This window comes from Streptomyces sp. NBC_00988, assembly GCF_045162645.1.
Taxonomy (GTDB): Bacteria; Actinomycetota; Actinomycetes; order Streptomycetales; family Streptomycetaceae; genus Streptomyces.
On record NZ_CP108730.1, the window covers coordinates 10875510 to 10897038 of the forward strand.

The 21529-nt window shown below is 70.5% G+C and carries 19 protein-coding genes; 7 read left to right on the forward strand and 12 right to left on the reverse strand.

The window, feature by feature from the left end; all coding sequences use genetic code 11:
* Positions 1-28: 28 nt before the first annotated feature.
* From OG496_RS49070 to OG496_RS49085, 4 genes are all read right to left on the reverse strand, one after another.
* Positions 29-724, reverse strand: coding sequence for an alpha/beta fold hydrolase (locus tag OG496_RS49070; protein WP_405975531.1), 696 nt, complete (start codon positions 722-724; stop codon positions 29-31).
* Positions 725-770: 46 nt separating this feature from the next.
* Entirely contained in the window at positions 771-1436 is a 666-nt protein-coding gene (locus OG496_RS49075; RefSeq protein ID WP_405975532.1) for a cyclase family protein, read from the reverse strand.
* On the reverse strand, positions 1436-3022 hold the full coding sequence (locus tag OG496_RS49080; RefSeq protein ID WP_405975533.1) for a purine-cytosine permease family protein: 1587 nt from the start codon (positions 3020-3022) through the stop codon (positions 1436-1438). The genes OG496_RS49075 and OG496_RS49080 overlap by 1 nt, the downstream gene beginning before the upstream one ends.
* A gap of 221 nt (positions 3023-3243) precedes the next feature.
* On the reverse strand, positions 3244-3795 hold the full coding sequence (locus tag OG496_RS49085) for a hypothetical protein (RefSeq protein WP_405975534.1): 552 nt from the start codon (positions 3793-3795) through the stop codon (positions 3244-3246).
* A gap of 359 nt (positions 3796-4154) precedes the next feature.
* Here OG496_RS49085 and OG496_RS49090 point away from each other — a divergent pair, with 359 nt between their 5' ends.
* Positions 4155-4592: a protease inhibitor gene (locus OG496_RS49090; protein ID WP_405975535.1), complete on the forward strand. Its 438-nt coding sequence runs from the start codon at positions 4155-4157 to the stop codon at positions 4590-4592.
* A 136-nt stretch (positions 4593-4728) separates the two neighbouring features.
* On the opposite strand, the gene OG496_RS49095 is transcribed toward OG496_RS49090, so the two are convergent.
* Both OG496_RS49095 and OG496_RS49100 read right to left on the reverse strand, forming a co-directional pair.
* Positions 4729-5109: an STAS domain-containing protein gene (locus tag OG496_RS49095; RefSeq protein WP_366491575.1), complete on the reverse strand. Its 381-nt coding sequence runs from the start codon at positions 5107-5109 to the stop codon at positions 4729-4731.
* Between the two features lie 220 nt (positions 5110-5329).
* Positions 5330-6829: an MFS transporter gene (locus OG496_RS49100; RefSeq protein WP_399389864.1), complete on the reverse strand. Its 1500-nt coding sequence runs from the start codon at positions 6827-6829 to the stop codon at positions 5330-5332.
* Positions 6830-6953: 124 nt separating this feature from the next.
* Here OG496_RS49100 and OG496_RS49105 point away from each other — a divergent pair, with 124 nt between their 5' ends.
* Entirely contained in the window at positions 6954-7799 is an 846-nt protein-coding gene (locus OG496_RS49105; protein WP_405975536.1) for an alpha/beta fold hydrolase, read from the forward strand.
* On the opposite strand, the gene OG496_RS49110 is transcribed toward OG496_RS49105, so the two are convergent.
* The gene (locus OG496_RS49110) at positions 7793-8446 is read right to left on the reverse strand and encodes a TetR/AcrR family transcriptional regulator (RefSeq protein WP_405975537.1); all 654 of its coding nucleotides are present in this window, start codon (positions 8444-8446) and stop codon (positions 7793-7795) included. The genes OG496_RS49105 and OG496_RS49110 overlap by 7 nt on opposite strands.
* A gap of 66 nt (positions 8447-8512) precedes the next feature.
* On the opposite strand from OG496_RS49110, the gene OG496_RS49115 reads away from it, so the two are divergent.
* The 3 genes from OG496_RS49115 (at position 8513) to OG496_RS49125 (ending at position 9901) form a co-directional block, all read left to right on the forward strand.
* Positions 8513-8950, forward strand: coding sequence for a VOC family protein (locus OG496_RS49115; protein WP_405975538.1), 438 nt, complete (start codon positions 8513-8515; stop codon positions 8948-8950).
* 72 nt (positions 8951-9022) lie between these two features.
* Positions 9023-9367 carry a metalloregulator ArsR/SmtB family transcription factor gene (locus OG496_RS49120; protein WP_366491570.1) on the forward strand — a complete coding sequence of 115 codons (345 nt, stop codon included), beginning with the start codon at positions 9023-9025 and terminating at the stop codon, positions 9365-9367.
* Between the two features lie 6 nt (positions 9368-9373).
* Complete coding sequence (locus OG496_RS49125; protein ID WP_405975539.1) at positions 9374-9901, forward strand: SRPBCC family protein; 528 nt, start codon at positions 9374-9376, stop codon at positions 9899-9901.
* Positions 9902-9947: 46 nt separating this feature from the next.
* Here the strand turns inward: OG496_RS49125 and OG496_RS49130 are convergent, their stop codons facing one another.
* The 4 genes from OG496_RS49130 to OG496_RS49145 all read right to left on the reverse strand — a co-directional run bounded on the left by OG496_RS49130 (position 9948) and on the right by OG496_RS49145 (position 16099).
* Positions 9948-12764 (reverse strand): NHLP bacteriocin export ABC transporter permease/ATPase subunit, encoded by a 2817-nt coding sequence (locus OG496_RS49130; RefSeq protein ID WP_405975540.1) that lies wholly within the window; start codon positions 12762-12764, stop codon positions 9948-9950.
* A gap of 1 nt (position 12765) precedes the next feature.
* The gene (locus tag OG496_RS49135; RefSeq protein WP_405975541.1) at positions 12766-14988 is read right to left on the reverse strand and encodes an NHLP family bacteriocin export ABC transporter peptidase/permease/ATPase subunit; all 2223 of its coding nucleotides are present in this window, start codon (positions 14986-14988) and stop codon (positions 12766-12768) included.
* A complete protein-coding gene (locus OG496_RS49140) occupies positions 14985-15791 on the reverse strand; it encodes an HlyD family efflux transporter periplasmic adaptor subunit (RefSeq protein WP_366491566.1) in 807 nt (268 codons plus the stop codon). Before OG496_RS49140 ends, OG496_RS49135 begins: the two co-directional genes overlap by 4 nt.
* Positions 15792-15883: 92 nt before the next feature.
* The gene (locus OG496_RS49145) at positions 15884-16099 is read right to left on the reverse strand and encodes a type A2 lantipeptide (protein ID WP_327399332.1); all 216 of its coding nucleotides are present in this window, start codon (positions 16097-16099) and stop codon (positions 15884-15886) included.
* Between the two features lie 781 nt (positions 16100-16880).
* Between OG496_RS49145 and OG496_RS49150 the strand changes: the two genes are divergently transcribed.
* Positions 16881-18281 carry a S1 family peptidase gene (locus OG496_RS49150; RefSeq protein ID WP_405975542.1) on the forward strand — a complete coding sequence of 467 codons (1401 nt, stop codon included), beginning with the start codon at positions 16881-16883 and terminating at the stop codon, positions 18279-18281.
* Between the two features lie 96 nt (positions 18282-18377).
* Here the strand turns inward: OG496_RS49150 and OG496_RS49155 are convergent, their stop codons facing one another.
* The gene (locus OG496_RS49155) at positions 18378-20501 is read right to left on the reverse strand and encodes a SpoIIE family protein phosphatase (RefSeq protein ID WP_405975543.1); all 2124 of its coding nucleotides are present in this window, start codon (positions 20499-20501) and stop codon (positions 18378-18380) included.
* A 291-nt stretch (positions 20502-20792) separates the two neighbouring features.
* On the opposite strand from OG496_RS49155, the gene OG496_RS49160 reads away from it, so the two are divergent.
* Positions 20793-21401, forward strand: a complete 609-nt coding sequence (locus tag OG496_RS49160; protein WP_405975544.1) for a LuxR C-terminal-related transcriptional regulator — start codon at positions 20793-20795, stop codon at positions 21399-21401.
* Positions 21402-21529: the final 128 nt, after the last annotated feature.

Sequence of the window (21529 nt, forward strand, 5' to 3'; positions counted from 1 at the left end):
GTGGGGGAGGCGGGCGGGCGTCCGTGCGTCAGGACCGGGTGGCCGACTCGACGAGTATCCGGGCCAGTTCGCGGGGCCGGGAGAACATCGGCCAGTGGCCCGTGTCCATCCGGACCAGCTCCCAGCGTCCGCTCGCGACCAGTTCGTCCGCCGGGGCCGGCAACTCGTCGCCGTCGAGCAGGCACTTGACGTAGGTGGCCGGGAGGTCGGCCAACGGGCGGACCAGGACTGCCGGTTCGGTGAGTGTGGCCCCCGGGTGCGGGGTCCCGTCGGTGACCATGCGGGTGATCTGCTCGTCCGTGAGATCCTGGCCCGCGTAGTCGGCCGGGTCCAGGGGCGGCCAGTCGCCGCCGTTCTCGTCGAGCGACTTCCTGATGAAGTCGCTCGGGAAGCCGTCCAGGAACGACTCCCCGTCGACCGGCACGCTCGCATCGACGAACACCACCCGCGCCAGCCGGTCGCCGATCCGCTCCGCGGCTTGACCGACAGGTACACCGGAGTAGCTGTGCCCGACCAGGACGACGTCCCGCAGATCGAGGCGCTCGATCTCGTCGACGATGTCCTGGACATGGGTCTGCTGCCTGGCCGGAACCCCCTGCTTCTCCGCCAGCCCGGACAGCGTCAGTGCATGCGCCTCGTGCCCGGCCCCGCGCAGCTCGGGCACCACCTCGTCCCACGCCCACGCACCGAGCCACGCGCCTGCCACCACCACGAATCGAGTCATGATCCCAACGTAACCGCCGGGTCTGACAACGACCTTCCCGGAACGGTCAGACCGCCCGCGCCACGGCCCGTACCGGCGCCCCGTCCGCGCCCGGCAGCCGCAGCGGGAACAGGAACAGTTCCACGTCCGGGATGCCCACCAACTGCTCCAGACCCGTGAGGTTCTCGGCGATCACCCCGCCCGCGCCGCACAGCACACGGTGCGCGGGCAGGCTCAAGTCGGCTGTCACATCGCCGGGTTCGGGCGTCGGATCGACACTCAGCGCGTCGACCGCGACCGTACGGACGCCCGCCGCGACGAGGGCCTCGGCCGTCTCCGGGGTGAGCCACGGGTGGGCGAGGTAGTGGTCGGTGCCCCAGCACGCCGACCAGCCGGTGGCCAGAAGGAGGAGGGACCCGGGCCTCAACCGCCTCAGCGCGGGAGCCAGCAGGTCGGGCGTGATCGGCGCCCGGTCCGGCAGCCCCCGCACGTCGGCCAGGACCGCGTGCCCGGCGAAGCGCTCCAACGGCAGTTCGTCGAGGCGGGGCCACGCGTCGTCCACGTGGTAGGGAGCGTCGACATGCGTGCCCGACTGCGAACCCATGTGCAGCTGAAGGACGTTGACGCCGTCCCGGGGTGCGCCCAGGGCGGGGGAGACCTCGACGGCCGGGTCACCGGGATACACGGGCATCCCGGTCACGACGGGCACCGACAGATCGATCCAGGCCGACATCAGCCGGCCTCGACGGCCAGGGCGGGCGCCTCGGTCGCCGCGCCGGGGCCGGTGATCGGCGGCACCGGGACCTCGACGGTACGGGCCAGCCGCGCGCCCTCCGGGCCGTACGCGGCACGGGGTTCGGGGAACAGCCGGAGCAGGCCCAGGAACAGCACGGCGGCGACGGCCAGCGACAGCGGCAGGCTGATGTCCACGCCGTTCGCCAGGTCGCCGAGCGGGCCGACGAACTGGCCCGGGATATTCGTGAACAGCACACCGACGACGGCGGCCACCCACCAGGCGGTCATGCCGCGCCAGTTCCAGCCGTGCGCGAACCAGTAACGCCCGCCGCGCTGACGGCGGTTGAAGACCTGGAGGGCGTCCGGGTCGTACCAGCCGCGCCGGGTGTAGAAGCCCAGCATCATCACGACCATCCACGGTGTCGTACAGGTGATGATCATCGTGGCGAAGGTGGAGATCGACTGCACGAGGTCGAGGCCGAAGCGCCCGATGAAGATGAACGCGATGGACAGCACACCGACCAGGATCGTCGCCTGCACCCGCGACAGCCGGGGGAACACCGACGAGAAGTCGAGCCCGGTGCCGTAGAGCGAGGTCGTGCCCGTCGACATGCCGCCGATCAGGGCCAGCAGACAGACCGGCAGGAAGAACCAGCTCGGCGAGATCGCGAGGAGTCCGCCCACGAAGTCCGGGGCGGCCGGGTCGACGTACTTGGGGGCCTTCGTGGCGATGATGCTCGCGGTCGCCAGGCCGAAGACGAACGGCAGCAGGGTCGCGATCTGGGAGAGGAACGCGGCACCGACCACCTTGCGGCGCGGGGTGTCCGCCGGGATGTAGCGCGACCAGTCGCCGAGGAACGCGCCGAAGGACACCGGGTTGGAGAGCACGATCAGGGCCGCGCCGATGAACGACGGCCAGAACAGCGACTGGGTCGCCGCGTCCGCCGAGGACGTGAAGACACCGGCGTACGACGGGTCGAAGTCACCGGCGAAGGCGATCGCGCCGAGCAGGAACAGGACCGTCGCGGACAGCACGGCGATCTTGTTGATGAACAGCATGAACCGGAAGCCGTAGACACAGACCGCTAGGACCAGGACCGCGAACAGCGCGTACGCGACGACGTAGGAGAGCGTGCTCTGCTCCAGGCCGAACAGTCGGTGCGCGCCGCCGACCAGGGCGTCGCCGGAGCTCCACACCGAGATGGAGAAGAACGCGACGGCCGTGAGGAGGGACAGGAACGAGCCGACGACCCGGCCGTGCACGCCCAGGTGCGCGGAGGAGGCGACCGCGTTGTTCGTGCCGTTGACCGGGCCGAAGACCGCCATCGGGCACAGGATCAGCGCGCCGACGACGACTCCCAGGAGCGTGGCCGCGAGGCCCTGCCAGAAGGAGAGGCCGAACAGGATCGGGAAGGCGCCCAGCACGCAGGTGGAGAAGGTGTTGGCGCCGCCGAACGCGACCCGGAACAGGTCGAGCGGGGTGGCGGTGCGGTCCGCGTCGGGGATGCGCTCGACGCCGTAGGTCTCGACCTCGGTCAGGGACTGGCTCGGCGCGGCGGGGGAGGGGGCGGGCTGCTCAGACAAGGGGGCCGAGGGGGACAAGGGGGCTCCAGCGGGGGACGGCGGTGGAGCGCGTTGTGGCGCGGTGGCGGAGGGGACGGCCGTTCACGCGCGCGGGGTGGGCGGGGTGAGCGGATGCCGTCCTCAGGGGGTCTGCCGACGGTATGGCCGGCCGTGACACCCGCACCAGAGGACGGTTCATCCATCTTCCGTGCCGTGGGTGGAGGAATCATCCACCGCTGTTCCTATGCGCTGTCGCCCGGGGCGTCCTCCGGTTCGGCGTCGGGGCCCTGGGCGCGGACCCGCTGGACGTGTTCGAGGGAGTCGCGCAGCTCGCTGAGCCAGTCGTCGGTGTGGCGCTGGACGAGGCGGACGCACCAGGCCAGCGCGTCGCTGCGGCTGCGGGCCACGCCGGCGGCGATGAGAGTGTCGAGGACCTGGCGCTCGGGCTGACGCAGCCGGGTCATGACGGGCGCGGCGATGTGCGTGAACAGGGAGCGTTCCCCGGCGCACTCCACCCCCCACGAGACCTTCCTGCGGAACCGGTGCTCGGCCTCGCGGGCGAGGGCGATCCGGGTCTCCCGGGTGCGCTCGCGGAACTCCTGCACGCGGCCCTGGACGGCCGCCTCCTTCTCGGCGTCCGAGACGCCCTCCGTGAGTTTGGGCGCGGGGATGCGGCCGATCACGGTGACCTCCTCGCGGTCGACCGTGACCTCGACCAGCTCCTCGAAGAGGTCGTCGGGCAGACGGCCGGTGAACCAGCCGCGAAGCTTCTCCTGCTGTTCTGTCGTAATCATGTAATGACGATTACTCGCGAGCAGAGCGAACGCAAGGGGCTGCGGCGGAGTGCGCCGAGAGCTGAAGCGGAATGTTTCGGGACTGTTTCAGGACGATTGGCGAGCACGGGTAAACCGGCCATCCGACCCGCTTCGGCGATCAAGAACCCCATGGTTACGGGGTTCGCGCGTTCGAATTCTGTGACTTCACGCCACTGATTCAACACGCAAGGTTACTGAAACCTGTGGGTGGGATGTGAGTTTCCGCGACGGACTCGGCAGAGTGGCGCCCGCCGGTCCGGCACCGACCGAGCGGGACCGGCACCTCCTCGAACCGATCGGATCATGATCGGTTCGTATCGAGCGGAAGGATGCACACAATGCGGAACACCGCGCGCTGGGCAGCGACCCTGGGTCTGACGGCCACCGCCGTCTGCGGCCCCCTGACCGGGTCCGCCCTCGCCGCCCACGGAGCCGGCCCGGCCGCGCTCTACGCCCCCTCGGCCCTGGTGCTCACCATGGGCCACGGCAATGACGCCGCCCTCGCCACACCGGAACGCGCGGTGACCCTCACCTGCGCGCCCACCGCCTCCGGCACCCACCCGGCCGCCGCCGAGGCCTGCGCCGAACTGCGCGGCGTCGGGGGCGACTTCGACGCCCTCACGGCCCGGGACGACGTGCTCTGCAACAAGCTCTACCGCCCCGTCGTCGTCACGGTCGACGGTGTCTGGCAGGGCAGACGCGTCTCCTACGAGCGCGTCTTCTCCAACGAGTGCGTGAAGGACTCCTACGGATACGGAGGCGTCTTCACGTTCTGAGAGACCGGGACCGCACGGTCTCCGTGAGCAACAGGGTGGGTCCGTAGCTGGGGAGTGCGTGCCCCTGTCGCGGAGTACCGCGGTCCCGCATCCAGGGGTCGGCCGGGCGGTGTGGGGTCGCCCGTGCCGGCCCCTGTCATCGTTGCGGCCGCTCGGCCTGCGAGGGCAGTACGCGCAGCGGCGGAAAGCGGCCGAGCAGCCCCGAGGCACGCAACAGCCGGTCGATGCGCGGCCCGTCGGAGACGATCTGCAGCCGCCCGCCCCGTTCCCTGGCCCGTCGCTCGGCCCGGCACAGCACGCGCAGCCCCGAGCAGTCGAAGAACTCGACGGGCCGCAGGTCCACCAGCACGTCGGGCTCGTCGACCGACGTCGCGGCGTCCAGATGTTCCACGACGAAGCCGGCCGTCGCCATGTCGATCTCGCCCGAGACCTCGACCACTGTGAAGGGGCCCCTGGACCGCGTACGGGCACAGGAGTTGGCCGCGGGACTGTCGCGTTCGTCCGCTTCCGCTGTCATGGCCGCTCCACCTCGGCACGGGACGCATTCGGTCTCGGTAGTTACCCCGGAGGAACCCCGAGCATCCCCGACACGCCGTCCGCAAGATCTGGTTCACTCGACATGGTGAACTTCGGTCAGAAAGGTTGACTTTCTGTCAGTAGGGCAGTGAAGAGGGGCCGCCGTCTCCCTGCGGACGGCGGCCCCTCGGTCTGTGCGGCTCAGGCTCGGGCGGAGCCGGTCACATGTGGACGACCGGTGCGGCGTCCGCCTCCTGCTGCGGAACCCCGCGACGGTAGAGCGCCAACGCGATCAGCGTGCCCGCGGCGAAGAAGCCCGCCGACCACCAGAACGCGGTGGTGTAGCTCTCGATCGTCGCCTGCGCCTGGACCAGCTTGCTGGACGCGTCCTTCCCGGCCAGGTAGTCCGTCGCGGCGCTCGCGGCCAGCGTGTTCAGCAGCGCCGTACCGATCGAACCGCCCACCTGCTGCATGGCGTTGACCGTCGCCGAGGCGACACCCGCGTCCTCGGCGGCCACACCGCCCGTGGCGAGCTGCATCGCCGGCGGCATCACCATGCCGAGACCCGCGCCGATCACGATCAGCTGCGGCAGGACATGGGTCGCGTAGGACGAGCTGGTCCCGATGTCGGTCAGCCAGGCCATGCCGACCATGGCGATGGCGAAGCCCAGCGGAATGACGACCTTCGGGCCGAGCCGCGGCACGAGCATCGTGGTGCCGATCTGCGCCATGACCATCAGGGCGCCGATCATCGGCAGGAACGCGACACCGGTCTTGGTGGGGCTGAAGCCGAGGTTCAGCTGGAGGTAGTAGGTGAGGAAGAGGAACACGCCGAACATGCCCGCACCGGTGATCAGCACGGCGAGGAACGAGGCGCCCCGGTTGCGGTCGAGCAGGATGCGCAGCGGCAGCAGCGGGTGCGCGGCGCGGTTCTGCCACCAGGCGAAGGCGGCGAGGAGTACGACGCCCACGATCAGGAAGCCCCAGGTCTGCGGTGAACTCCAGTCGTGCGTCTCGGCGTTGGAGAAGCCGTAGACGAGGGAGAACAGACCACCGGCGACCAGGACCGTGCCCGGCACGTCCAGCTTGGAGCCCGCGGCGTCACGGTGGTTGCTGAGCAGGACCCAGCCGCCCGCGAAGGCGACGAAGGCGATGGCGACGTTCACGTAGAGCGTCCAGCGCCAGTCGAAGGCGTCGGTCAGCACACCGCCGAGCAGCAGACCCACCGCACCGCCGGCGCCGGCGATGGCGCCGTAGACGCTGAACGCCCTGGCGCGCTCACGGGCGTCCGTGAACGTCGTGTTGAGCAGGGACAGCGCGGCCGGCGCGAGCAGCGCGCCCGCGACACCCTGGAGGGCGCGTGCGGTGACCAGCATCTCGAAGCTGGTGGCGGCGCCGCCGAGCGCGGAGGCGGCGGCGAATCCGACGACACCGGCGAGGAAGGCGGTCTTGCGGCCGAACAGGTCGGCGATGCGGCCGCCGAGCAGCAGCAGGGAGGCGAACGCCAGGGCGTACGCGGTGACGATCCACTGCCGGTTGCCGTCGGAGAAGCCGAGGTCCTTCTGGGCCGACGGCAGGGCGATGTTCACGATGGTGGCGTCGAGGACCACCATCAACTGTGCGACGGCGACGATCGCGAGGATCCACCACCGCTTGGAGGACGCGGACTGCGCCTCCTCGGCACCCGACCGGGTGTCTTCGGTCAATGTCTTCTGGGACATCGGGAACCACTCCAGGGAAGTCGTTCGGGGTTTACCAAAACGTAAACGAAACGGTTTCGTACACATCGGAGAGTAGACCACTTTCTGCGAAACGGCAACGTTTCGCAGAGGACGGGGAGCAGTCATGCGCAGTGGCGTGTTCGAGGTCGATGGAGCCGGGCTGTACTACGAGGTACGCGGCACCGGCCCGGCGCTGTTGATGATCAGCGGGGCCGGGGGAGACGCCGGCTACTACGACGGCATCGCCGAGACCCTTTCCGACGCATTCATGGTGATCTCGTACGACCGGCGCGGCAACTCGCGGAGTTCCGGCAGGTCACAGGCGCCGATGGAACTCGCCGTGCAGGCCGCCGACGCCCGCGCGCTCATCGCCGGTCTGGCCTCCGGCCGGGCGCTGGTCTTCGGCAACAGCGGAGGCGCGATCATCGGCCTCACGCTGGCCGCACTGCACCCGGAGGCGATGGCGGGCCTCGTCGCCCATGAACCGCCCGCCGTGAACGTCCTGCCCGACGGCGACCCCGGCCGCGGCTTCTTCGCCGAACTGGCCGCACTCTACGAACAGGGCGGGGCATCCGCGGCCGGCCGCCGGTTCGCGGAGACGACCCGCGGCGAGGGAACGTACCGCTGGCCCGCCGACCTCTGGAAGCGGTTCCTCGCGAACCAGGACCACCTCTTCGGCATGGAATGGCCCGGCTTCGCCGCCTTCCGGCCCGATGAGGCCGCGCTCAAGTCGGCCCCGTTTCCCGTGGTGTTGGGGGCGGGCGCGGAAGACCGCGGTACGTACTACGCCCGGCCGTCGATCGAGATCGCCCGCCGGATCGGCGTGCCGTGGGTCGAATTCCCCGGCATCCACATGGAGTTCCTGCGTGATCCAGCCCAATTCGCGGCTGCCGTACGGGTGTTGGCGACCGGGATGCACAGCCGCACGGGCGACGTCCCGCACCTCTGGCAGGGCGGCACCGCTCAGTGAGGCCCGAGCAGCTCCGCGACCAACACCCGCCGCAGCCACGCCCGATAGGCGTCCCGCGTCCAACCCCGGTGTCCGCGCAGGAGTTGATGCATGTGCGGTGACGCGAGGGCGTAGAGCGTGTCGGCGGCGGTGCGCGCGTCGAGGCCCGGGCGGAGGGCTCCGCGCGCCTCAAGCGCCGTGGTCAGAGCGAGATGCACGCCGTACGTCGCCTCGGCACCGGCGTCCGCCGACGCCCGCATGTCCGGGTCGGCGCCGGCCGCCTCGACGGTCACCATGATCAGGTCACCGGCGCGCTCCAGCAGGTCCGTGAACTGGTCGACGGTACGGCCGATCGCGCGCTCGGGGTCGGGCTCGTCCCGGATCGCCAGGGTCTCGGGGCGCTCCGGGACGGGCACCGGTTCCTCGTCCCCGGCGAGCGTGACACCCAGGGTGTGCCCGAACAGGGCCGCCTTGGTGGGGAACGCGTCGTACAGCGTGCGCTCGCCGACACCGGCCAGCGTCGCCACCTCCTTCATCCGCGTGCCCGTGTATCCGTTCTCTGTGAAGAGGCGGGCGGCCGCCTCCCGGATGCGGGTGCGGGTCGTCGCTGCCGCTTCGGCGCGCTTGGCCGAGCGGTAGGGCCTCTTCTGGTTGACGGGTTCGGGCATGGGGAGGAGTCTAGAGGAAATCGGCGCAGTCGTACTGCGGTGAAATGAGTGAGGAGCGTGAGAACCATGCCGGAGCTCGCCGGAATCCATCACGTGAAGATGCCCGTCACCGACCTCGACCGCTCACGCGACTGGTACGGCCGCGTGCTCGGTTTCAAGGTCACGTATGAGTTCCAGGACGCGGACGGAGTCGTGCGCGGGGTGGCGGGCGAGGTCCCTGGGCTCGGTGACTCGATGCTCTGCCTGCGCGTCAACTCCGAGGCGGCGCAAGGCTGTCAGGGCTTCGACCCCGTCAGCTTCGCGGTCCCGGACCGCGCCGACATCGAGGCCTGGGCCGCCCACCTCGACACCCTCGGCGTCCCGCACTCACCGGTGATCGAGGCGTCGATCGGCTGGCTGCTGGTGTTCAACGACCCGGACGGCCTCGACCTGCATCTGTACAGCTGGGCGGCGCACGGGGTGGACCACGGGGATGTTGCGGGGTACGGCCGCCCGGTCGCCTGAGGGAGCGCGCGTTCCGTGTTCCGGGTGCTGTATTCCTTGACTGGAATATAACCGGCGAGGCATATTGGGGTCATGTCCGACGCCTCGCTCTGGACCGCCCTCGCCGATCCCCACCGGCGGGCCATCGTCGGCCTGCTCCTGGAGCGGCCCCGGCCCGTCGGCGAGATCGTGGAGGCCTGCGGTCTGAGCCAGCCCAGCACGTCGAAGCACCTGCGGGTGCTGCGGGACGCGGGCCTGGTCCGGGTACGACAGGACGCGCAGCGCCGTGTCTACGCCCTCGACCCGGCCCCGATCGCCGAACTCGACGCGTGGCTCGCCCCTTACCGCGAGCTGTGGAACCGCAGCCTGGACAGGTTGGGCCGGCGCCTCGACGAGACGTCCGAGGATGACACCCCCCACCTCACTCCGAAGGACTGATCCGCCATGTCCGTCGACCTCACCGGTACGTATCTGACCCTGGACGACGGCCGCTCCGCCGTCCGTTTCAGCCGCACCTACGACCAACCCCTCGACCGCGTCTGGCAGTTCGTGACCGACCCCGACGAACTCGCCCAATGGTTCCCCTCACGCGCCGAGTTCGACCTGCGCCCCGGCGGGACGGTCACCTTCAGCGGCGACCCCGACATGCCCGAGCCGACCGGCCGCGTCCTTGCCGTCGACGCACCCCGGCACCTGTCCTTCGAATGGGGTGGCGACGAGCTGCACTTCGACCTGGAGGAGATCGAGGAGAAGCGCACCCGCTTCACACTCACCAACGTCCTCGGCGCCGAGAACACCGCGTCCCGCAACGGCGCCGGCTGGGAGGTCTGCCTGGCCGCGCTGGACGCGAAGACCCGAGGCGAGCGCGTCGAGGGACCGCACACCGGTGCAGGTGTGCCCTGGAAGGCGTTCTACGACGGCTACTTGGCGGCCGGGGTACCCTCCGGCGCGGTCGTGCCGGGCCTGGACTGACGTACCTTGGGCCTGCGCTGACCCGTGCCCGGCCTGGTGTGACCCGTCACGCCATCTGCCGCCGCACCAGCTCGTGCAGCCGCCCACCCGTGTCCGCCAACAGCTGTGCGGGCGGCCCCTGTTGGGCGACCTTGCCGTCCTCCATGACGATCACGCGATCGGCGTCGAGCACGGTCGACAGGCGGTGCGCGATGACGATACGCGTGGCGTTCAGGGCCTTCGTGCTCTCGATCACCGTCCGCTGGGTCTCGTTGTCCAGCGCGCTGGTCGCCTCGTCGAAGAAGAGGATGCGCGGTCGGCGGATCAACGCCTGGGCGATCATGAGGCGTTGACGCTGGCCGCCCGACACCGCGCCGCTGCCGGAGACGATGGTGTGCAGGCCCATCGGCATCCGCTTGATGTCCTCGGCGAGCCCCGCCATCTCGGCCGCCGCCATCGCCTCCTCCGGCGTGAACGGCTCGGTGCCGCAGATGACGTCCAGGATGGAACCGGTGAACGGCTGCGCGTGCTGGAGCACCACCCCGCACTGCCGCCGCACCGCCGACTGGTCGAGGGCGCCCAGGTCCTGGCCGTCGTAGAGGACGCTGCCGGAGACCGGTTTGTCGAAGCCGATGAGGAGGCGGAGCAGGGTGGACTTGCCGCAGCCGCTGGGGCCGACGATCGCCACGAACTCGCCCGCGCGGACATTGAAGGACACGTCGTCGAGGACGAGGGGGCCGTCGTCGGCGTAGCGGAAGGACACCCGGCGGGCCTCGATCGCGCCGGACAGTCGGCCGGGGCGGGTGCTCGCGGTGCGGACCTCCGGGGCCGCGTCCAGGACCGGCCTGATCTCCTCGAAGAGCGGGAGGGCGGACACGGCGGAGATGAAGGCGCCGGTGAGGCTGGTGACGGAGGTCAGGAGCATCGTCACCGAGGTGTTGAAGCTGAGGAAGGAGGCCGCCGACATCGAGCCGCGTGCCGGGCCCGCGAGGATCATGAACATCAGCAGGGTGCAGACCGGCAGGTACACCGCGCCCATCACCGTGGTGAGGTTCTTGATCCGGCCCACCTTCTGCTGGAGTTCGCGGCTGCGGGCGAACTCGGAGGCCCAGGCCGCGTAGGCGTAGTTCTCGGCCGCCGCGACGCGGAGTTTCGGCAGGCCGCGCAGGGTCTGGAACGCCTGGTTGTTCAGCTTGTTGTTGAGGACGACCAGCTTGCGCTGCCAGCGCACCTGCCACAGGCCGAGGCTCAGGAACACGGTCGCGATCACGACGAGCATGCCGATCGCCGCGAGCGCCATCGACGGGTTGTACCAGAACAGCAGGCCCAGGTTCATCGCGCCGACCGTCACCGACTGGGCGACGACGGGCCCAACTCCCGCCAGCAGACGGCGGATCGAGCTGATGCCCATCGCCGCGCTGGCGAGTTCACCCGTCGAGCGTTCGGTGAAGAACTTCGTCGGGAGTCTCAACAGCCGGTCCCAGACCGCCGGTTGGAGGGTCGCCTCTATTCGGCCCTCCAGGCGGAGGATGGTGAGGTTCTCCAGCAGCATGAAGGCCGCCGCCACCACACTCGTGATCATCACGGCCAGACAGACCTGGACGATCAGGTTCGTCTGGGCCTTCGGCACGAACTCGCCGAGCACCTTGCCCGTCGCGATCGGCACCAACGCGCCGATGGCGACCGTCACCAGCCCGCTGATCAACAGGTTCGTCAGGTCGCTGCCGGTGCCCTGCATGCTGAAGCGCAGCAGCCCGAACGGGTTGAGGCGCCGCTCGGGCAGCGGACGGTAGAACATCACCGCGCGCGGCTCGAACTCCTCCGCGTTCGCCTTCTCGATCGGAGTCTCGCGCCCGGTGGACGGATGTACGGCCACGTACCCACCGCGCCGCCACACCAACGCGACCGGCGCCCCGGACAACGCCCGATGGCCCACCAGCGGACCGACGTTGTCCCGCCACCAGCGCCCGTCGAGCCGTACGGCCCGCACCCGGACCCGGGAGGCGAGGGCGATCCGCTCGACCGGGTCCAGACGGTCGCTCTCGCTACCGCTCTGTGCGGGCTCGGCGAGGGTGATACCCGCCGCCTCGGCGACCAACTTGCAGACCGCGTAGGACGCGTCGGCGTCGGCTGCCGTGGTACGCCGTGCCGACGACTTGCCGATCGACGCCAGCAGGGTCCGGTCGGCCTGTGCGCGCACCGCCTCACCGGCCTTGATACCGGCGGCAGTTCGCGTCTCGTGGGTGCGCTCCAGCTGCTCGATCCACTTGTCCAGCGTGGACAGCAGCCGGTACTGCTGGTCGACCATGCCCTGCCAGACAGCCGGGTCCATCAGCAGATCGGCGGCGGCCTCCGCGCCGTACATCGAGCCGTACTGCACGCTGCCCGGCGGGACCTGCATCCAGAAGACGTCGTCGTCGGTGGGCGCGGCGGCCCGCTCGGTGGCCATCGGCGCCTGGAAGAGGATGGAGAGTCCGCGGCCGACACCGAGGGCGAGGGCGTGTTCGAGCGGGCTCGAAGTCGGGGGCACGTACTGGGGGTTGCCGTACTCGTCGTAGGACCAGGTCTGGGTGTCCGCGGCCTGGTACAGCTCGCGCAGGTTGATGCGGCGCACCACGCAGTCGCGCAACGGGCGGGCCACCAGGGTGTGTTGGGGTCCGGTGACCGGGCCGAGCAGCAGCGAGCCCGCCTCCAGGCGGCCGAGGTGGTGCCAGTGCCCCTGCTGTACGGCGTCCACCGCGAACAGGTCGATGGCGCCCGACGCGACCAGCCACAGCACCTGCGGGCCTTCGAGGTCGAGGCGGTTGAACCCGGCGCAGTCGATCGGCGTGCCCAGGTTTCCCAGCGCGCCGAGGACCAGGTCGCCCTCGTGAACGGACGTCATCTCAGCGCTCCTTGACCAGCGTGGCGTATGCGCCGCCGGCCGCCACCAGGGCGTCGTGCCGCCCGCGTTCCACGATCGTCCCGTGTTCGAGGACGACGATCTCGTCGCTGTCGCGCACGGTGCTGAGCCGGTGTGCGATCACCACGCAGGCGCAGCCGCGCTTGCGCAGGTTGTCCATCACGACCAGCTCGGTCTCCGCGTCCAGGGCGCTCGTCACCTCGTCGAGCACGAGGATGCTGGGGCGGCGCACCAACGCCCTTGCGATCTCCAGGCGTTGACGCTGACCGCCGGAGAAGTTGCGGCCGTCCTGCTCGACCCGGCTGTGGATGCCGCCGGGCCGCCGCATGACCACGTCGTACAGGGCCGCGTCCCGCAGCGCGTCCGCCACGGCCTCGTCCGGGATCGACGGGTCCCACAGCGCCACGTTGTCGCGGACCGAGCCCTCGAAGAGGAACACGTCCTGGTCGACGAAGGAGACGGAGGCGGCGAGGGCGCCGCGCGGGATGTCCTCCAGCCGGTGGTTGTCGATGCGGATCACGCCCTCCCAGGGCGTGTAGAGGCCCGAAATCAGCCTGGAGACCGTGGACTTGCCGCTGCCGGAGCCGCCGACCAGCGCCACCTGCTGGCCCGGGCCGACCGTCAGGTCGAAACCGGTGAGCAGCGGCTTGTCCAGCGGGCTGTAGCCGAAGGTGATGTTCTCCAGCTCGACGTGTCCCTGCAGTCGGCGGGTCGAATCGGCGCCGCCCGCACGGGAGTAGAGGGGATCGGCCTGGAAGTTCTCGACGTCCTTGAGGCGGGCCACGTCGGCCGCGAAGTCCTGGATGCGGCCCGCGACGCCGTTGAGCCGGGTGATCGGCGCGGTGAAGCGGGTGACGAGTGCCTGGAAGGCGACCAACAGGCCGACGGAGATGTGCCCTTCGACCGCCCGCATGCCGCCGATCCACAGGATCAGCGCGCTGTTGAGCGAGGCGAGCGTCGGGGCGACCACGCCCAGCCAGGCGCTCGGCACACCGAGCCGCTGCTGTTCTTCCAGGGTGGTGGCGTGCTGTCCGGCCCACTTGCGGAAATAGCCGTCCTCGCCGCCGGTCGCCTTCATCGTCTCGATCAACTGGAGCCCGGTGTATGCCGTGTTGGTGAGCCGGGCGGAGTCGGCGCGCAGCTTTGCCGTACGGGTCGCGCGCAGCCGGATGACGACCCGCATCGCCACCACGTTCAGCAGGGCAACACCTATGCCGACATAGGTGAGTTGGGGGTCGTACGTATAGAGGAGGAACGCGTAGAGCACCACGACCACCGCGTCCACGCCCGCCGCCGACAGGTCGCGGGCCAGGGTCTCGGCGACGGCGTCGTTCGACTGGAGGCGCTGCACCAGGTCGGCCGGGCTGCGCTGGGAGAAGAACGTCACCGGCAGCCGCAGCAGATGGCGCAGGAAGCGAGCGCTGGAGAGCGTGGAGGAGATGATGCGGCCGTGCAGCAGGTTCGCCTGCTGGAGCCAGGTCAGTGCCAGCGTGAGCAGCACGCAGGTGCCCATCGACGCGAACAGGACGCCCAGCAGGGACGTCTGACCACCTATCAGGAACATGTCGATGTAGGTCCGGCTGAGGGCGGGCATCGCCGCACCGACCAGCACCAGCAGCAGGCTCGCGAGAACGGCGGCGGGCATCGTGCCCGCGGTGCCGCGCAACCGGGCCGGCATCGCGCCGAGCACACCCGGCTTGCGGCCGCCCTTCTCGAAACCGTCGCCCGGCTCCATGACGAGGACGACACCGGTGAAGCTGGCGTCGAAGTCCTCCATCGGCACGAACCGGCGGCCCTTGCCGGGGTCGTTGATGTACACCCCGCGGCGGCCGAAGCGGCGCCCCATGCCGTCGTAGACGACGTAGTGGTTGAACTCCCAGAACAGGACGGCGGGGGACCGCACTTCGGCGAGGGCGGCCGTGTCCATCTGCATGCCCTTGGCCGTGAGGCTGTAACTGCGCGCCGCCTTCAGCAAGTTGCTGGCGCGGGAGCCGTCCCGGGAGACGCCGCAGGCGATGCGCAGTTCCTCCAGCGGGATGTGGCGGCCGTAGTGGCCCAGGACCATCGCGAGGGAGGCGGCGCCGCATTCGACGGCCTCCATCTGGAGGACGGTGGGTGAACGGACCGTCTTCGCGCGGCCTTTGGGGACCGGGCGTTTCGGCGGGGCGGAGCGGCGTCTGCTCCGGGTGTCCTGTGCGGGGCTCACGGCAGCAGCCAATCGAGGGGACGCTGATCGGCCAGCCGGATCGAGGCCGAGGCCATGGTCATGGAGGTGAGGGCGAAGGGGGGTCCGTCCTGGGACGACCACTTGTAACCGCTCTTCGTCCGCGCCGACTTGTCGAGCTTCACCAGCACGGCGACCGGCCGGCCCTTCTTGGTGAACTGCTCGCCGAGTTGGCTGTCCCCGAGGAACGCGGAGATCTGCTGCGCCGACTCGGCGGACCGGTCCACCGCCTTCACCTGGCCGCGCAGCACGCCGTACGTCTGCGTCGGGGCCGTCGAGACGGTCAGGTCGACGGCGGCGTTCGCGGGGATGGAGGCCGCGTTCTCGGCGGGCACGTACACCGTCGCGTACAGCGGGTCGGTGGCGTGCGCGACCTTCTCCACGGCGGCGACGTTCGCGCCGGTCTGGATGATCTGGCCGATGGTGGCGGCGAGCGCGGTGATCCGGCCCGCGGCGACCGTGCGCACGACGGAGTCGCCGTCGCTCGAACGGACCTTCAGGACAGGGGAGTTGGCGGGCAGCCGCGCACCTTCCTGGGCGAGGACGGCGGTGACCTGTCCGGCCACGGGGCTCTGCAGGATGTAACTGCCCTCCCCGTGCGTGAGGATGGCGGACGCGTTGACGGTCGACGCCACCGATCCGGTCACCGCCCACACGGACGCGGCGGCCACCACGACCACCGTCACGGAGAGCACGAGCCAGCCCTGCGGACGCGCGAAGCGCACCGGAAGATCGAGCTCTTCGGGCGACTGGAGCTTGGCGAGGGCCTGTTGGCGGAACTGCACGGGACTTCCCTCACCTAGGGGAGAGATCTTTTACGGCACCCGAAATCCCGGAGCCGGGAAGCGGCTCCGGGACTCGGTGTAACAAGGTGCGGTCAGAGACCGGCGACCAGGCCCGTGACCGGGGCCACGTTCAGGCCGGTGGTGCCCTCGACCGTGCCGATGACCGAGTCGACCAGGCCGGAGACCGGGACAACGCCGTCAACCAGGTTGGTGACGGTGCCAAGGGCGTTCACGGAGAGACCACCGGAGACGTTGTCGAGCTCGGCGTCGGAGATCTCGACGGTCTGGACCTGGGGGGTGGAGTTCATGGGGGAACTTCCCTTCATATGGATATTCACAAGGGGGGAGCGGCCCCCTCTGGGGACAGACGACGGCCGCGACCGCAGGCGCCGGGCGCCGTTTCCGGAGCCCTGGTGGCTCCTGCGGTGCGATGGATCAAAGCACGGTGCGGGTGGACGCAGCCAATCAAACTCCCGTCCCACCAGGGCACTTGAGCCCCAGGAACCCCGAACCGTGCAGGCGTGGGCACGAGGTGTCGGCGACTTCTTCACACGCTGCACGGCATCGCTCCGCGGGAGGGCTTGCGGCGCCGAAGCGGAATGGGGCACTCCCCACCAAAGGCGTTGCTGGGGGCGTGTGCATGTGCAGATCTGTCGCGTCCGGTGACTTCGTTGGGTACGCGCTGTGCAGATTCTCTGAAGCGAGGATTCCGCCCGCTGTCCTCGACGGACCGTTGCCGACCGGTCGCGTTCCGTGTCGGTCCGGGTGTGGATCGGGAGTGGACCGGGAGCGTGTGAACTGCCCACCCGCACGGGCAGGTTTGGGCGGCACCGATTCGATCAAGACATCCGCCCGCTCGCCGCGCACCGCACGGGCAGGGGCCGTTGCGCCGCAGGCACTGGCTCGCAGCCCCTTCGTACCCCTGCCGGGTCAGGGCTTGGACATGGCCGATTCCCGGTTTTGTAAAGGAAGTTGGGAAACGGAATTGAACGCGCCACGTGACACGTGCGTATCAACGGGCATCCAGGCGCCCCCCCCATAAGCCGCCGCCCGGCGGCACAGACCCCGGTCCCCAGGAGGTCGAGCAGTTTGAGTCACAAGCGAATTCCGAAGCGCAAGGCCGTTATAGCCGTCGGAGGTGTCGCCGCTCTCGGAGCCGCGGCGATCCTGCTGCCGAACGCCAACGCGTCCCAGGACAACTCGGCAGGCGCCGCCACCCCCAAGACTCTCAAGGCGACGGGCGCCTCCGACCTCTCCTCGCAGATCGCCGGACTGCTGGGTGACGCCTTCGCCGGGTCCTACTACGACAGCGCCACGCAGCAGCTCGTCGTCAACGTGATCTCGGGCGACAACAACAACGTGGTCGTGCAGGCGGAGAAGGCCGGCGCCAAGGTGCGCGAGGTGCAGAACAGCACCGCCGAACTCACCGCCGCCGCCCAGGTGTTGAAGACCAAGGCGACCGTCCCCGGTACCGCCTGGTCGGTCGACCCGAAGACCAACAAGATCCAGGTCCTCGCCGACAGCACCGTCACCGGCTCCGACTGGGACACCGTGCTCTCGACCGTCAAGAGCCTCGGCACGAACATGGCCACCGTCAAGAAGACCGCCGGCTCCTTCAAGACGCTGGTCTCGGGCGGCGACGCCATCTTCGCCCAGACCGACCAGGGCGGCGTGCGCTGCTCCCTCGGCTTCAACGTCACCGCGAGCGACGGCGCCCCCGCGTTCCTGACCGCCGGACACTGCGGCGTCGCGGCGAAGCAGTGGTCCGACTCGCAGGACGGCCAGCCGATCGCCACGGTCGACCAGGCCACGTTCCCCGTCAGCGACTTCTCCCTCGTGAAGTACGACGACCCGGCGACGCAGACCACGAGCGACGTCAACGTCGGCAACGGCCAGACCGTCCAGATCACCCAGGCCGAGGACGCCACGGTCGGCACCCAGGTCTTCCGGATGGGCTCCACCACCGGTCTGCACGACGGCACGGTCACCGGGCTCGACGCGACGGTCAACTTCCAGAGCGAGACCGACCCCAACGGTGTCGACACCGTCAACGGCCTCATCCAGACGGACGTCTGCGCCGAGGCGGGTGACAGCGGCGGCTCGCTCTTCACCCAGGACGGCGGCGCGGTCGGCCTCACCTCCGGCGGCAGCGGCGACTGCACCGCCGGAGGCGAGACCTTCTTCCAGCCGGTCACCGCCGCGCTGACGGCGACCGGTGCCACCCTCGGCGACGCGGGCGCGGGTGCCGGTGCGGGCGACACCGCCACGGCGGACCCGTCGGCGACCGCCGCGGACCCGTCCGCGACCGATGGCACCGGTGACCAGTCCGGAGCCGTGGACCCGTCCGCGACCGACGGCACGGGTGACCAGTCCGGAGCGGTCGACCCGTCGGCCACCGACGGCACCGGCACCGGTGAGGACCAGAGCGGCACCGGCCAGGACGCCGGCAACGGGGCCGACGACGGTTCGTCGCTCACCTCGAACCACTGATCCGACCCCTTCCATCAGGTCGGCGGTGGATCGGTCCGGCCCTCCGGCGGGAGGGCCGGACCGCCCTGCGTGCACGGCAGTTGAATCCGGTCCCGGCTACCGGGCCCGCAGCAGAAGCAGCGCCACGTCGTCGATCCGCTCCTGTGCGGCGGCACTGTGCCGCACCAGTTCGTCGGCGATCTCCTCCAGCGGCAAGTCCCCTGCCGCTGCGAGGCGTTGGCCCAGTTCGGCCAGGGCGTCCTCGATGTCGACGCCGGGTGACTCGATGAGCCCGTCGGTGTAGAGGGCGAGGACGGAACCGGGCGCGAGATCGACCTCCGTCGTCGGATAGACGGCGTCGGCGTCGATGCCCAGCAGCGGACCGCCCGCCAGGTCCAGCACCCGCACCCGCCCGTCCGGCCGGCGCAGCAACGGCGGCGGATGCCCGGCCCGCGCCATCACGGCCGTACCGCGCGCGGGATCGAGCCGTAGATACAGACAGCTCGCGAAGAGTTCGGAACCGAGGTCGATCAGCAGCCGGTTGGTGCTGCGCATGACCTCCTCCGGGGCCTGGCCGACGGTCGTGTACGCGCGGACGGCGGTCCGGATCTGCCCCATCAGGCCGGCCGCGGTCACGTTGTGCCCCTGTACGTCACCGATCACGGCCGCGAGTCCCTCGGAGGTCACCAGGTCGTAGAAGTCGCCGCCGATCTCCATCCCTTGAGTGGCCGGCAGATAGCGGGCGGCGGCCTCGATACCCGGCAGCGGCGGCAGCGAGTGCGGCAGCAGCGCCGCCTGCAGTCCATGCGCCAGCTGGTTCTTCGCGTCGTAGAGCAGCGCACGCTCCAGCGCCTGCGCGATCAGCCCGCCCAGACTCGTCAGCACGGCCCGTTCGTCCGCGGGGAAGACATGCGGCTCGCCGTAGGCCAGCACACAGGTGCCGACCGGGCGTCCGGACGCGATCAGCGGGAGATACGCCCACGCCGCGAACCCGTCGGGGGTGGCGTGCCGGCTCGGATACAGCCGTTCCAGCTCCTGCCGGGAGTCGAAGAACGCGGGCACACCGCTGTTCAGGGCGGCCGTCCCCGGTGTCGACCCGTTCAGCGCCATCCCGTCGAAGCGCTCCACGACATGCGGGTCCGGATAGCCGCGGTGCCCCAGCACATGCAGCCGCCCGCCCTGCGAACCGAGGACGACCAGCGCCTGGCTGCCCACGGCCGGGGCGACCTCGTCCGCGATCAGCTGCACCACGTCCTCCACCCCGACCGCCTCGGTGAGCGCCCCGGCCAGGCTCAGCACCTGCGAGATGGTCACCAGGCGCGACGGCCCTTCACCCGGCTCCGGTGCCGCCCGGCCCAGCTCCGTCACCGCCCGCGCCCGGCTGATCCGTACGCTCAGCCCGGTCGTGCTCGGATACATCCGGAACGACAGCCACTCGCCCGGCGGCCGCAGCGCCACGAACGACGTGACCTGCTGACTGAGCAGCGCGGCACGGTAACGGTCCTCGTACACCGGGTCGTTGAGCCAGGGCACCGCCGCCCACAACTGGGTGCCGAGCAGACTGCTCACCGACATGCCGAGCAGCTCCCCGGCCGCCGCGTTCGCGAAGCCGATCCGCCCGTGCAGATCCAGCGAACACAGCCCGTACGGCAGCCGGGCCACCATCCGCGCCGCCTCGACCGTCCCCAGCGTCCCGGCCACGCTCGCCGCGGGCCCGGTCGCGAGGAGATCGGGTTCCGCGCGCACCGGGTGCCGCTCCTCGACGGCACGCTCCAGCCGCACCGCGAGCCGGTCGCACGCGGAGGTGAGCTGGTCGCGGTCCCGGTCGGAGAGCACCGGCGGATGCGAACCGGGCCAGGTCACGAAGACCGAGCCGTAGACCGTCGACTCCGTGGCGATCGGCACGGCGGCCAGGGCGAAGGGGTACGGCAGCACGACCGCGATGCGCGGATAGTGGCGGGCCATGTCCTCCTCGCCACCGACCCAGATCAGCCGCCGCTCGCGCACCGCTTCGGCGACCGGGATCGGCGCGCTCAGCCCGACCCGCTCCCAGGGCGCCGCGAACGCGCGGGGCAGCCCGGCCATCACCGCCATCTCCAGCACCGGCTCGTCGGGCGTCAGCAGATACACCGCGCCCGAGTGCGCGTGGACGCCGTCCATCATCGCGGCCAGCGCGAGAGACAGCATCGGCCGCCCGACCGGCGCCTGCCGGGACGCCTGCCCGTCGGACACGCCGACCACCTCCTCGCCCGGCCGTGCGGTCCTGTTCCCAGTGATCAGGCTCCACCCTGGGGGCCGGACGCGCACGGCGAGCGAGACCGTTCCCCGGCGGTGGGGCGCGCGCTCGTACCCCGAAGGCCCCGGTCGTATACCCCCCGAATCGAAGCGCGCGGCGGCGTACGGGCGCCTCGCGTGCGCCCCCGCGCACCCTGTTGGCCGGATCTCCGGGCCCGCGCGCGGTCACGGTCGCGAACAATGGGGAACACGCGAAACCACCGTGAAACCGGCGAACGGCGAGTCGAAGGGACAGCAGTGATCCGGCTACTTCTGGTGCACGACGCGTGTCTGGTGCGATCGGTCCTCGCGGAGTGGCTCCGCCGCGAACCCGGCCTCGGGGTCTGGGACACCCCGTGGCGCACCGCACCCGGTCGCGTCCGGTCCGTACGGCCGGACGTCTGCGCGGCGGACCTCGACTGCGACGACGCGTACGGAATCCCGCCACTCGGCGAAGTGGGCCCGCGCGGCACCGGCCCCGCCCCGCCCGGCCTCCTCGTCCTGGCCACCGCGCACCGCCCCGGCCTGCTGAAACGCGCGTTGGAGGAGGGCGCGCTCGGCTACGTCGACAAGGCGAGCCCACCGGACCGGCTGGTGCACGCCATCCGGCGCGTCGCCGAGGGGAAACGTTTCGTTGACGACTCGCTGGGCTTCGGATTCCTCAAGGCCGCGGAGATGCCGCTGACGCGTCGTGAGCTGAGCGTGTTAACCCTGGCTGCCGAGGGCGCCTCCGTCGCGGAGATCGCCGGGAGCCTGCACCTGTCCCACGGGACCGTGCGCAACTACATGGCGGCCATCACCCGCAAGACCGGGGCCCGCAACCGCATCGACGCGATCCGTATCTCGCAGGGCGAGGGCTGGCTCTGACGACCAGCTGCCCACCAGTTCCCGATAGAGCGGGGAGCGACGGAGCAAATCGCTGTGCGTACCGAGCGCGGTCTCCCGCCCGTCCATGACGAGCACGCACCCGGCCCGCCGCGCGGAACTGATCCGAT